Here is a 12245-nt window from a genome sequence, read left to right on the forward strand (position 1 = left end):
TTAATCCTCCTTTTCAATGGCGACCGCATGCGCGATGCATGGAATGCTTTCACCCTGTTGGTACGATAGCGGGGACAGCAAAGCCCCTGTAGCAACGACGAGCACCCGCTTCAGTTCGCCTTCCTGCATTCGGTTCAATATGTGGCCATACGTTACAGTCGCCGAACAACCGCAGCCGCTGCCTCCTGCAACGACTTGGGGCTGCTTGTCCCGATCATAGATCATCAAACCGCAATCGTTGAACGTCGTCTGCTCCATAGAGATACCTTCCTTCTGAAGCAATTCCTTTGTGATCGGCAGTCCCACGGAAGCCAGATCGCCGGTGACGATCAGGTCGTAATAACTGGGGTCAAGCTGGGTATCCCGGAAGTGGGAGACGATGGTATCGGCTGCTGCGGGAGCCATCGCAGCGCCCATGTTGAACGGATCCTTAATGCCCATGTCCATGACTCTTCCGATGGTTGCCCTTGTAACGGCAGGGCCTTCTCCGGTACGAGCCACGACGCTGCAGCCTGAACCGGTAACGGTATATTGGGCATACGGCGGCTTCTGCGAGCCGTATTCCGTCGGATAGCGGAACTGCTTCTCCACCGTGCAATTGTGGCTCACCGTACCGGCCAACACGTAATCTCCGGCTCCGGAATCGACGATCATGGAGGCCAGCGCCAGCGTTTCCATCGATGTGGAGCACGCCCCGAACACGCCCAAATAAGGCGCTCCCAGCTGCCTTGCGGAAAAGGAGCTGCTAATGATCTGGTTCATCAGGTCACCGCCAACGAAGAAATGAAGCTCCTCCTTGGTGATATTGGCATTGATCAGCGCCAGTTGAGTCGCTTTTTCCAGCAGTTTGCGCTCCGCTTTCTCCCACGTCTTCTCGCCCATTTCAAGCGTGTCGTATACATAGTCGAAATCGGAAGCGAGCGGTCCCTGCCCCTCGTCCGGCCCTACGACCGTCGCTCGGCCGATGAGACGGGGACGGCTGTCGAACTGCCAGGTCTGACGGCCGACCCTTTTCATAAATGCCCACCCCCGAATCCGAGAAAGGCATACACGACGCCGATAATAAACGCGGCGACGACGCCAAAGACGATGACCGAGCCGGCCAGCTTGAACATGTTCGCACCGACGCCGAGGACAAGGCCCTCCGCCCGATGCTCAAGCGCGGCGGAACACATGGAGTTGGCGAACCCGGTTACAGGCACGGCCGTTCCCGCTCCGGCCCATTGGGCGATTTTGTCGTAAACGCCCAAACACGTCAAAATGACCGAAATCAAAATCATGACCGCCACGGTAGGACTTGACGCTTGCTTGGACGTCATGTCAAAGCCTGCCATAAAAGCCTGTTGGATCGCTTGTCCGATCAGGCAGATCGTGCCGCCCACAAAAAAGGCCTTAACGCAATTGCCCCAGATCGGCCGTGCCGGTTCATGTTTTTTGGCAACCTTCTTGTACTCCTGCTCGCTGATGGATATGGACGATGCTTTTTTCCCACTGCCGAATCCCTTCGTTTGAGTTGGCAAGGTGAAGACCTCCTTCGAAATGGAATCACGCTGCTCACAGCATGTTGGAGTCAATTCCTCTCTACATTGTTTGTTATTGCTCCCAAGGTTATGTATCCGGCAAATCGAGGCATTTATTTCCAAAGCAGCTCAAGCCCGCAACCGGATGTCGGAGGTTTCAATACCCTAGCGTCACAAATAAATCAGGACGATCACGAGCAGCATAAACAGTACGATGATGATGATCTCTTCTTTTCTCTGGTAATCCGGCTTCATCGTTGTCTCCATCTCCTTCAGGGGTCCGAGTCCGTTCCAGTTATGCATATTCACAAACCATGCTGCCAGACAGGGGCATGTGCGGAGATTTGCAGACCTTCTACGCGGCTGTGGGTTATTCCACCTTTCCTATACATGACGCAAACATGGACATTTGGGATAACAACGTTCATACTATGATGTGACCAGTGGTTAATTTGTCTTTCCTTTTCCGGAAAGCCATCCGTCCGGCAGCCGTTCTGCCGCGACTTCGTTTACCTTACATACAAACAGAGGAGTTGGTTATGCATGAATCAAAAAACGCTGGACATGTTTCGCACATTGACCGAATTTCCGTCCGTTTCGGGTTTTGAGCGCGAACTGCGCGCTTGGATGAAAGAACAAATGTCGGCTTACACGCAAGAATTCGTTCAGGACCGATTGGGAAGTCTTTTCGGCGTACTGCGCGGGGAAGAAACCGGACCGAAAGTCATGGTAGCCGGTCATTTTGACGAAGTGGGCTTTATGACGACAGGCATTACGGAGACCGGCATGATCAAGTTCCGTCCACTCGGCGGATGGTGGAGCCAGGCCGTGCTGTCGCAGCGATTGCAGATCATTACGCCCGATCGCCGGATTACAGGCGTAGTCGGATCGACACCTACCCATTTGCTGGACGAATCCCAACGCAGCAAACCCGTCGATCTGAACCACATGTATCTGGACATCGGAGCGGATAACCGGGAAGAAGCCGAATCATGGGGCATCCATCCAGGCATGCAAATCGTGCCGATCTGCGAGTTCACACCGCTCGCCAATCCGAAAAAAATCATGGCGAAAGCTTGGGATAACCGTTACGGGGTTGGCTTGGCGCTGGAACTTTTGGAGGAACTGCACAAGGAGCAGCTGCCGAACACGCTCTACAGCGGCGCAACCGTTCAGGAAGAACTGGGTCTACGCGGTGCTCGTACGGCAGCGAGCCTCATTCAGCCTGACATTTTCTTTGCACTCGATTGCAGTGCAGCCAATGACATGACCGGCGACAAACAATCGTTCGGACATATCGGCCAAGGCGCCCTGCTGCGAATCTTCGACCCGACCATGTTCACCCACCGCGGCATTGTGGAATACGTGCAGGATACGGCTTCCACGAATCAGATCAAAATGCAGTATTTCATCTCTCCGGGCGGCACGGACGCCGGACAGGTTCATCTGAGCGGCATCGGAGTGCCTTCTACGGTCATCGGCATTTGCGCGCGCTACATCCATACGTCTTCTTCCATTATCCATACGGATGATTACGATGCGGCGAAAGAGCTGCTCGTGAAGCTGGTCAAAGGTCTGGACCGGACCACGCTGAATACCATTATTGATAACGCCTGAGCGATCGTAATAACAGATTGGGGCTGTCCCGTAGGTCATGAAAATGACGAGGGTCAGCCCCTATTTCTTTTCAGGTCGAGAACCTTTCATCCGAAGATTTCATAAGATAGAATACATAAGCAAGTTCCAAACCGAGAAAACAGCAGGTGATCCGTGATGGCAACCGGAAGGAAAGGGAAAACAACCAGATCATCCAATAAAAATTCAAATAAAACGAACGTAGCCAACGATCTGCTGAACGGAAGCCTTTCAAGCAAAAAACTGGCTTTCATCGTCGCGGCTTTGCTTGTTAGCGGCAAATTAAGAGTTGACGCCGTTACGCTATTCCGGGGAGCAACCTTGCTGGTTACCTTGACGGGACGATATAAAACGTTGAAGGATTTTCAACCGAGCAATGCGGATCAATTGAAGGATTTTCTGGATCAGAATGGAGATATGACCATCAATGACATCATTCAGGTTTTCCAGCAGCGAATGAATTCCTGATGCAGGATGCGGAAGGTGAGGGATTGTTGTGGAATCATCCGCTTTCGATGGCGTCGGCTTTGCCGAATTGCTGATTGCTTTCATTCTTATTATGCTGTTCGTGTTCGGATCAACGGACATCGAAACTCTGTCCGGTGCACCCACCAGCGGCTAAACCATTCAACATGCGAAGCGGATTTGCTCTATGGCTGCGCATAGTTAAAAAAACGCCAGTCCCGCATCATCGGAACTGGCATTTTTGGTTCGAACGTCATTTGCGGTTGCCTGGCCGGCCATTCATAAAAACATCGGCGAAAAGGCGATCCAGGCCAAAATCAGCGTCAACACGATACATACGTTTTCAACCACGGCCCCATGCCTTGATCCGGTGCTCATCAAGTTGGCGCGGATCCGCCACTTCAATGGCGGCAACGGCTTGATGCCGCGATTCGTCAGCGAATCGGCAAGAAGATGCATGGCATAAGCCGAACCTCCGGCCAGCCAGATGGCATCCCCCTGCTGCTGCTGGGTTGTCGCATACAACAGCCCCGTCCATACGGCGGTTCCATACAGCGTATGCGTAAGTCCCCGATGCGTGAGCGTGGTGCAGAGCATGAGCAAGCTTCCCCCGATCAAGTTCCAGGGTGCAAGCGAATGGCCATAAAACACAAGGCCAAGCCCGATCGCAAACATCAACACCTTGCGCAGCGACCTGGACGGCAAAAAAGAAACGAGCGCGATCAGCGCGGCAAGCAGCAAATTCCACGGTTTGGCCGGAACGACAAAATAAACGAACACGGCCGCAGGAAGCAGAATCGTTTGAAGCAGCCGAAGCAAGCCGTTTGGCAGCGCCTTGGACACCAGCAAGGAATTCGGTTCGTCGATGTCCGGCAGCAGCGAACCGATTAACGCCGCGGCAACGGCAGGAACGGTTACAGGCACGCCCGCAAATTGAAGGACAGAAAGAGAAACGCCTGTCCCGATAATGAGGTGGGATCTTCCCATCATGATGCCATAACATCCTTTCACAGAAATAGGGGACAGGGACGGTCCGCCTTTTATCATACAATGAAAGCGAAATAAGAACAATAGTTCGCATTTATCATTTGCCTTGATCCTCCATTTTGTGGTAGTAGCGCGTATATCCCATTCATACATGAAAAACACAAATAATAAATTTTCGTTTTCGTGAGCCCCGTCACACTTTTAAATTAGTGATCGTTTTATCGTTATTAGTGAAAAATATCACATAATATGTCGGCTATGTCATGTATGATTCAAATATGGACCACTAAAATTCGTGGTAACGCACAGTGTACATCCAAGGAGGCATATACACATGAACGGGAATAGAGAAAAGTTAGTTATTATCGGAAACGGCATGGCAGGAATCAGCACGGTGGAGCAAATTCTGAAACTCAGCTCCCGCTTTGACATTACCGTCATTGGAACAGAACCTTATCCCAACTACAATCGCATCATGCTTTCTTATGTGCTGGAAGGCAGCAAAACGATCGACGACATCGTGCTGAACGATCTGCACTGGTATGAGGACTACGGCATTACCCTGCATACAGGCACAACCGCTACACGCATTGACGCGGAAACACGCGAAGTCGTAACCGACGCGGGCACAACAATTCCTTATGACAAAGTGATCATCGCCACAGGCTCCAGTTCGTTTATCCTTCCGGTTCCGGGACATGACAAACAGGGCGTCGTCGGTTTCCGGGACATCGCGGATTGCAACGAAATGCTCGAAGCGGCCAAGCAATACAAAAAAGCGGCGGTCATCGGCGGCGGACTCCTCGGCCTCGAAGCGGCTAAAGGTCTCGTACAGCTCGGCATGGACGTTAGCGTGGTGCACTTGATGCAGGACTTGATGGAACGTCAGCTTGATCCGCAAGCCGCAGCCATGCTGAAGGCGGAACTGGAGCGACAAGGCATCAAATTCAAAATGGGCGCGGAAACGAAGGAGTTGATCGGCGGCGAGCGCGTGCAGGGCCTTCGATTCGCCGACGATTCGGTGCTGGATGCGGATTTCGTCGTGATGGCGGTCGGCATCAAGCCAAACACAAGCGTGGCCCGCGAGAGCGGCATCGAAGTGAACCGCGGGATCGTGGTCAACGATTATTTGCAAACCTCGATGGAAAACGTCTATTCTGTCGGCGAGTGTACCGAGCATCGCGGCACCTGTTACGGCCTCGTTGCCCCATTGTTCGAACAGGGCATGGTTCTGGCGAAACATATTTGCGGCGTGGAAACGGCTCCGTATGAAGGCTCGGTGGTATCCACGAAACTGAAAATATCGGGCGTCGACGTGTTCTCGACAGGCGAATTCCTGGACAGTCCCGAACATACGATCATTTCGCACAAAGACGACTGGAAACGCACGTACAAAAAAATATTGCTGCGCGACAACATCATGGTCGGGGCCGTGCTGTTCGGGGACATCACCGATTCAGCCGAGCTGCAAAAATTAATCAAACAACAGGCGGTAATGACCGATGACCTGTACGCTGCACTCATGGGTACCGGCTGCGGCGGCCACAAAAAGGCTACCTCCGTGGAAACGATGCCTGAAGACGAGATCGTTTGCGGCTGTAACGGCGTTACCAAAGGGGCCATCGTGGATGCCATTACCAATCAAGGGCTGAGCAGCGTGGACGAGATCAAAGCCTGCACGGGTGCAACCCGTTCTTGCGGCGGCTGTAAACCGGTCGTGGAACAGATTTTGCAATATGTACTTGGAGACGGCTTCACAAGCGGAGCCAAACAAGGCATCTGCAGCTGTACCTCATTAAGCCGGGACGAAATCGTGGCCGAAATCCGGGAAAAAGGACTGCAAACAAGCAAAGAAGTCATGAACGTGCTTGGTTGGACCCAGCCTGAGGGATGCTCGAAATGCCGTCCAGCCATCAACTATTACCTGGGCATGATTTACCCTGACACGCATGAGGACGAGAAAGAATCTCGTTTCGTGAACGAACGCATGAACGCCAACATTCAAAAAGACGGTACGTATACCGTTGTACCGCGCATGTATGGCGGGGTAACTACGCCGGAGGAACTGAAACGCATTGCCGACATTTCGGTGAAATACGACGTCAAAGCCGTGAAAGTAACGGGCGGGCAGCGACTCGACCTGATCGGGGTTAAGAAAGAAGACCTGCCACAAGTATGGGCCGAACTGGATATGCCTTCAGGTTACGCGTACGCCAAATCGCTGCGCACGGTCAAAACATGTGTTGGATCGCAATTCTGCCGCTTCGGTACGCAGGATTCGATGGCCATGGGCGCGCTGCTGGAGCGCAAGTTCGAACGCCTTGATCTGCCTGCCAAATTCAAGATGGCCGTGAACGGCTGCCCGCGGAACTGCGCGGAATCGTGCACGAAGGATATCGGGATCGTGGGCAACGATGGCGGCTGGGAGCTGTTCATCGGCGGCAATGGCGGCATCAAAGCCCGCTTGGCCGACTCGCTCTGCAAAGTGAAAACCGACGAGGAGCTGATCGAGCTGTGCGGTGCGATCATCCAATATTACCGCGAAACAGGCAATTATCTGGAGCGGACGTCGGAGTGGGTAGAGCGCATCGGACTAGAGCAGATCCGGTCGGTCGTGGTAGACAATATCGAGGAACGCAAAGCATTGATGGCCCGAATCGAGTTCGCCTTACAGCAAGTCGAGGACCCTTGGAAAAAAGCATTGCGGAACGAACAAGGACAAAGCAAGCTCTTTCAAGGCATCGAGGTGGCAGCTCGTCCATAAACCCAGGCACCTTCCGCCCCGGCCTCGGTCGGGGTTTTCATAGATGATCATTACAGACAAAGGAGAGATTCATATGACGACCAAGCAAACGGGAACGTATTTCGCAGCGGGAGAGATTGAGGAATTTCTGCCGCGCATCGGAAGAGTGGTTGATATTGAGGGCCATGAGCTGGCCGTTTTCCGTGCTTCCGACGGGACTGTATTCGCTGTGGACAACAGCAATCCTCACCCTAAAGGCGGACCGCTGGCGGAAGGCATCGTGTCAGGACATTATTTGTACGACCCGCTCTACGATTGGAAAATCGACCTCAGCACAGGCTTGGTGCAAGCTCCCGATGAGGGTCAAGTCCGCATGTATCCGGTAAAAATCGAGGATGGCAGAGTCTGGATCTCCATATAACTCGCCAGCGCCGCCACTTCTGTATCGCACACCTTTTATTTGAGTTCCTTAATGGGGGAAAACGACATGTACACACCTAATGTTGAAGGCATTATTGAAGCCGCCGTCAAAAAGCGGGACGCGATGAACAACAGCCTGCCGCGCTATATGGTATCCGCCCTGATGGCGGGCGCTTACGTGGGTCTGGGCATCATTCTCATTTTCAGCATCGGCGCCCCGCTGCTCGCGGCCAAATCGCCCCTGCAAATGATGCTGATGGGCATGTCCTTCGGACTTGCGCTCACACTGGTCATTTTTGCCGGTTCCGAGCTGTTTACGGGCAATAATATGTTTTTTACGATGAGCACGCTCGCCGGGCGCACCACGGTGAAAGATACGCTGAAAAACTGGGGCCTCGTCTTCCTTGGCAACCTGATCGGCGCCGTGCTGCTCTGCCTGCTGATATTGGGCAGCGGTCTATTCAAAAGCGCGGCCCCGGAGCATATTATTTTTGCCGTATCGGCCAAAAAAATGGCCGCCCCCGTCACCGAGTTGTTCTTTCGCGGCATCCTGTGTAACTGGCTTGTCTGTCTCGCCATCTGGATGTCCGCCCGCTCCAAGGAAGACATCGCCAAGCTGGTGCTGATCTGGTGGTGCCTGTACGCCTTTATCGCCAGCGGATACGAGCATAGCGTGGCCAATATGACGCTGCTTTCCCTGTCCTGGCTTCTTCCGAACCATCCGGATACGATTACGCTCGCAGGCTGGTTCCATAACATGATTCCGGTTACGCTGGGCAATATCGTCGGCGGAGCGCTTTTTGTCGGCATGGCGTATTGGTACGTGTCCCCTGTACGCAAAAAAGCAAGGCCGTAAAAGCTAACACAAGAAAAAGGCAACCCTGGGAATGTTGCTCTCCCCGAATGCCTTCTCATTACAGAGGCATAATAAAACCACGGAACTCAGCAACCGCTCACATATGGAGCGGAAGAGAACTCTGTGGTTTTTGTGTTTCCAGGAAGACGCTGGTCCCGTTATTACCGAATCGTCTACGTTCGTTAATACTGCGTTGACAGATCTGGAGTATAGTCGGTTCATACTACAGCAAAGGATGATCACTCCATGGGCATTCATACGTACTTTCGATCGCTGAACGATCTGGAACGCATTATCCGTACTCCGGGCAAGTTCAAATTCGAGGAGCACAGCGTCTCGGCGCATTCCTGGAAAGTCGTGCAGTACGCCAAAACGCTGGCCGATATCGAGGAATTGAATGGCGTCGCCATTGATTGGAAGAAGCTCTACGAGATTACGAGCAGCCATGATTATGGCGAAATTTTCATCGGCGACATCAAAACCCCGGTCAAACATTATTCCCTTGAACTTCGCTCCATGCTGCAGCAAGTCGAAGAAGGCATGGTGGCCCATTTCATCGACGAGAACATCCCCGAGCAATTCCAACCCATCTTCCGCAGACAACTGCGCGAAGGCAAGGATCACAGCGTCGAAGGTTTGATCCTTGAAGTTGCCGACAAGATGGACCAGGTGTACGAAGCATTCGCTGAAATGCAGCGCGGCAATACCGAGAAAGAGTTTATCGTCATGTACCGCTACGCCCTGATCAAGATCAAAAACATCGACCTGCACTGCGTGCGTTATTTCCTCGATCACATTCTCCCCGATATCGTGCAGGAAGGACTTCTCTCCCCGATCGACATCCGCAAAATTACCGAAGAAGCGATGGCCCAGTAATAGCCCTGCCGATCAGCTCACGTCACCCTGATGCGCAGACTGGGCTTTTTTTCGTTGCGCGCACTGCTGCCGGTAATCGCTGGGGTACAGTCCCGTTTTGTTTTTGAAAATCCGGCTGAAATAGTGGGAGTCTCCGTACCCTACCGCTCTGCCCACGCTCTTGATATCCATGTCTTCATGGGCAGCCAGCATCCGCTTGGCCTCGTTCAGCCGCAGCCCGGTCAAATATTTGAGCGGCGTTTCCCCGGTGACCTTTTTGAAGCATTTCCCCAAATAATCGACGCTGAAATGCAGCTGCCCCGCCATGTCCTGCAGCGTGATCTCATGCATGTAATTTTGTTTCAGGTAAAGCTTCACCGCATCGGCGATATCCTCCGGCTGCGCCTGCTCCTCCGTCACGGCGCTGACATGGGTAAGCGAATCCGCAGCATGGCCCAGCTTGATTTCCATCGCATCCAGCAGCGCTCGCAGCTGATCTTCCCTTAGCGGCTTGAGCAGATAATCCTCCACTTTATAGCTGATCGCCTGCCGCGCGTACTCGAATTCATGATGGCCGCTCAAAATGACGATCTTCACATGCGGGTAGGCGAAATATAGATGTTTGGCCAACTCTAACCCGTTCATCACCGGCATCTGAATGTCCGTCACCACGAGATCGGGGACCGTTTGCTCCATCAATTGCAGCGCTTCACGGCCGTTCCGCGCCTCTCCGATGACTTCGAACCGGGAATCCAGCTCCCGAAATTTGCGCGACACATTGCGACGAATCAACGCCTCGTCTTCTACGATGATCGTTCGATAAGTCATTGCCATCGTTATCCCTTCTCCTTTCGAATGGAACCGCCGATCGTGATGCGCATCCCGCCGGACGGCAGATTCACGATGTGCATGCAGGCCGCGTCACCATACCATAATTTCAGCCTGATCCAACTGTTTTTGAGCCCCATGCCGTTGATCTGCATGTCGGGCATCCGCTCCCAATCGTGCGAGGATTCGATGTACTGTTCCATCGCCGCGAGCGTCTCCGGCTCCATGCCTGGGCCGTTGTCTTCCACTGTCATGCTCCATGTCCCCTGTTCCTCATCCTGCTCCCCCGTAATTCGCAATTTCCATGGCGGGACGTCGCTCAGCCCGTATTTCATTACGTTTTCCAGCAAAGGCTGAATGAGCAGCATTGGAACGACCTGTCCTTTCATGTCTTCTGGAATATCGAACTCATACTGCAGATCATCCTCAAACCGGATTTTCATGCATTCGAGATAACGTTCGCAGTACTCCAGCTCTTCCGCCAACGTAACGCCGTTTCTGCCGGAAGCCGATATATAACGCAGCATCGAAGCGATGTGGCCGCAAAAAGCAACAATTTCTTCGTTCATGCCTTCCTCGGCCATAATGCTGATGTTCGTGATGTTGTTGTATAGAAAATGAGGATTCATCTGCGATTGCAGCGCCAGCAGGCGAGCCTGCGTTTCTTCCGACTTGAGCGCCAGCATGTCCTGGAAGGACTGTACCAGCTGCTGGTTCAGCCGAATGAACGTATCGTTCAATTCATCCATCTCCCGAATGGAGCCTGGGTGCTCCAGCTTGAACATTTGCGCAGGGTCCTGTCCCGTTTCGAGCTGCTGAACGCCCGTTTTCTGAATGATGCGCTGCAGGCGATGCAGCGGCAAAGTGACCCTCTTCGAGATCAGATAGGATAAAAGAAGAATTAGCATAAGCGTGCCCACGGTCACCCCGATGATCAACAGCGCCATCCGGTTCAGGCCGGCAAACAGCGATGATTTCGATTGCGTCAAAATGACCGTCCATCCCGTCTCCCCGGACATCGCGTAAGTCATCATCTGCTTCGCCCCTCCGTCAAATGCGGCTACTTCCTGCATCGTTTCGGGTGCATAACCGCCACTGCGAATCATTTCTTCGTAATAATTGGCTACCGCCGCCGAGGAACCATCTCCGTCCGCGGAGAACGGATACAACCGTCGGCTTTGGTCATCCAACACGTAGATATGCAGCTCCTTGTTGCTTGCCTGCAATTCGTCCAGCGAACCAAATACGTTGTGTGCATCCTGCAATATTTCGACGATGCCCTGACTGACATAATTGCCGTCTTTATACACCCGTGTTAACGAAAGGTACTGGCTCGTCGGTCGTCCCTGCCCGGTCGGCATGGGTAAGGAACCGCCCTCCAGAAGCTGCAGGACGCGCCATCCGTTTCGCTCCCACGTTTCTTCGTACCACGGACGTTTGGTCATGTCGACGGACAGCTGCCCGTTGAACGCCCCGGCGCCGATCATTTTGCCGTTTACGTCATAAATGTTCGCCTGCTGCGCCGTATTCGAGCTGCTGATGACGGCAAGAATGACATCGATGAGCGTGGTCGTATCCTTGTAAAATGCCGAGTCCGCAATGGGCCGCTGAGGATCTTCCTCCGCAGGGGACAAGTAATGGCTGAAATGCTCCTTGACCAGGTTCGAGTAGACGATGCTCATCGAAAAATTGTTCATTTTGATGATTTCCTGATCCAGATTGCTCACGATCGACATGCTTAGCTGTCTTTGCTGGTCAGCGCTGCGGCTGCGGATGTCGTTTGCGAGAAACATGTACAGCAAGCTGGCCACCAGCAGCGCAAACACGATGAACACGGCGGAGTAATACGTAAACAGGCTTTGCTGCAATGTTCTAAAACGATATCGGACCATGGTTTATCCACCCCGTCAAAATGATCATGTCTGGCGCCCGGCGA

General features: G+C 53.1%; 13 protein-coding genes. 7 read left to right on the top strand and 6 right to left on the bottom strand.

The window, feature by feature from the left end:
• From spoVAD to MKY59_RS22650, 3 genes are all read right to left on the bottom strand, one after another.
• Positions 1-1017: a stage V sporulation protein AD gene (gene spoVAD / locus MKY59_RS22640; protein ID WP_236421267.1), complete on the bottom strand. Its 1017-nt coding sequence runs from the start codon at positions 1015-1017 to the stop codon at positions 1-3.
• Positions 1014-1520, bottom strand: a complete 507-nt coding sequence (gene spoVAC / locus MKY59_RS22645) for a stage V sporulation protein AC (protein ID WP_236421266.1) — start codon at positions 1518-1520, stop codon at positions 1014-1016. The genes spoVAD and spoVAC overlap by 4 nt, the downstream gene beginning before the upstream one ends.
• 171 nt (positions 1521-1691) lie before the next feature.
• Complete coding sequence (locus tag MKY59_RS22650; RefSeq protein WP_339273894.1) at positions 1692-1829, bottom strand: hypothetical protein; 138 nt, start codon at positions 1827-1829, stop codon at positions 1692-1694.
• 234 nt (positions 1830-2063) lie between these two features.
• Here MKY59_RS22650 and MKY59_RS22655 point away from each other — a divergent pair, with 234 nt between their 5' ends.
• The 3 genes from MKY59_RS22655 to MKY59_RS22665 all read left to right on the top strand — a co-directional run bounded on the left by MKY59_RS22655 (position 2064) and on the right by MKY59_RS22665 (position 3777).
• Positions 2064-3137, top strand: a complete 1074-nt coding sequence (locus MKY59_RS22655; protein ID WP_236421264.1) for a M42 family metallopeptidase — start codon at positions 2064-2066, stop codon at positions 3135-3137.
• Positions 3138-3293: 156 nt separating this feature from the next.
• Positions 3294-3623 carry a hypothetical protein gene (locus MKY59_RS22660; protein ID WP_236421263.1) on the top strand — a complete coding sequence of 110 codons (330 nt, stop codon included), beginning with the start codon at positions 3294-3296 and terminating at the stop codon, positions 3621-3623.
• A 28-nt stretch (positions 3624-3651) separates the two neighbouring features.
• Positions 3652-3777 (top strand): hypothetical protein, encoded by a 126-nt coding sequence (locus MKY59_RS22665; protein ID WP_290371509.1) that lies wholly within the window; start codon positions 3652-3654, stop codon positions 3775-3777.
• 122 nt (positions 3778-3899) lie between these two features.
• Here the strand turns inward: MKY59_RS22665 and MKY59_RS22670 are convergent, their stop codons facing one another.
• Positions 3900-4610 carry a metal-dependent hydrolase gene (locus MKY59_RS22670; protein WP_236421262.1) on the bottom strand — a complete coding sequence of 237 codons (711 nt, stop codon included), beginning with the start codon at positions 4608-4610 and terminating at the stop codon, positions 3900-3902.
• Between the two features lie 331 nt (positions 4611-4941).
• Between MKY59_RS22670 and nirB the strand changes: the two genes are divergently transcribed.
• From nirB to MKY59_RS22690, 4 genes are all read left to right on the top strand, one after another.
• On the top strand, positions 4942-7371 hold the full coding sequence (gene nirB / locus MKY59_RS22675; protein ID WP_339273895.1) for a nitrite reductase large subunit NirB: 2430 nt from the start codon (positions 4942-4944) through the stop codon (positions 7369-7371).
• A gap of 73 nt (positions 7372-7444) precedes the next feature.
• Positions 7445-7771, top strand: coding sequence for a nitrite reductase small subunit NirD (gene nirD, locus MKY59_RS22680; RefSeq protein ID WP_236421260.1), 327 nt, complete (start codon positions 7445-7447; stop codon positions 7769-7771).
• A 66-nt stretch (positions 7772-7837) separates the two neighbouring features.
• Positions 7838-8626 carry a formate/nitrite transporter family protein gene (locus MKY59_RS22685; RefSeq protein WP_339273896.1) on the top strand — a complete coding sequence of 263 codons (789 nt, stop codon included), beginning with the start codon at positions 7838-7840 and terminating at the stop codon, positions 8624-8626.
• A 246-nt stretch (positions 8627-8872) separates the two neighbouring features.
• Positions 8873-9502, top strand: a complete 630-nt coding sequence (locus MKY59_RS22690; RefSeq protein WP_236421258.1) for a YfbR-like 5'-deoxynucleotidase — start codon at positions 8873-8875, stop codon at positions 9500-9502.
• Between the two features lie 12 nt (positions 9503-9514).
• On the opposite strand, the gene MKY59_RS22695 is transcribed toward MKY59_RS22690, so the two are convergent.
• Both MKY59_RS22695 and MKY59_RS22700 read right to left on the bottom strand, forming a co-directional pair.
• A complete protein-coding gene (locus tag MKY59_RS22695; protein WP_236421257.1) occupies positions 9515-10315 on the bottom strand; it encodes a response regulator in 801 nt (266 codons plus the stop codon).
• Between the two features lie 2 nt (positions 10316-10317).
• On the bottom strand, positions 10318-12201 hold the full coding sequence (locus MKY59_RS22700; protein WP_339273897.1) for a histidine kinase: 1884 nt from the start codon (positions 12199-12201) through the stop codon (positions 10318-10320).
• Positions 12202-12245: the final 44 nt, after the last annotated feature.

Source organism: Paenibacillus sp. FSL W8-0426 (genome assembly GCF_037969725.1).
Lineage (GTDB): Bacteria > Bacillota > Bacilli > Paenibacillales > Paenibacillaceae > Paenibacillus > Paenibacillus hubeiensis.

What these genes read in the sequence shown, in the direction of transcription:
- spoVAD (WP_236421267.1), bottom strand. Translation starts at nt 1,017, where the DNA reads ATGAAAAGGGTCGGCCGTCAGACCTGGCAGTTCGACAGCCGTCCCCGT.
- MKY59_RS22655 (WP_236421264.1), top strand. Translation starts at nt 2,064, where the DNA reads ATGAATCAAAAAACGCTGGACATGTTTCGCACATTGACCGAATTTCCG.
- MKY59_RS22660 (WP_236421263.1), top strand. Translation starts at nt 3,294, where the DNA reads ATGGCAACCGGAAGGAAAGGGAAAACAACCAGATCATCCAATAAAAAT.
- MKY59_RS22670 (WP_236421262.1), bottom strand. Translation starts at nt 4,610, where the DNA reads ATGATGGGAAGATCCCACCTCATTATCGGGACAGGCGTTTCTCTTTCT.
- nirB (WP_339273895.1), top strand. Translation starts at nt 4,942, where the DNA reads ATGAACGGGAATAGAGAAAAGTTAGTTATTATCGGAAACGGCATGGCA.
- nirD (WP_236421260.1), top strand. Translation starts at nt 7,445, where the DNA reads ATGACGACCAAGCAAACGGGAACGTATTTCGCAGCGGGAGAGATTGAG.
- MKY59_RS22685 (WP_339273896.1), top strand. Translation starts at nt 7,838, where the DNA reads ATGTACACACCTAATGTTGAAGGCATTATTGAAGCCGCCGTCAAAAAG.
- MKY59_RS22690 (WP_236421258.1), top strand. Translation starts at nt 8,873, where the DNA reads ATGGGCATTCATACGTACTTTCGATCGCTGAACGATCTGGAACGCATT.
- MKY59_RS22695 (WP_236421257.1), bottom strand. Translation starts at nt 10,315, where the DNA reads ATGGCAATGACTTATCGAACGATCATCGTAGAAGACGAGGCGTTGATT.
- MKY59_RS22700 (WP_339273897.1), bottom strand. Translation starts at nt 12,201, where the DNA reads ATGGTCCGATATCGTTTTAGAACATTGCAGCAAAGCCTGTTTACGTAT.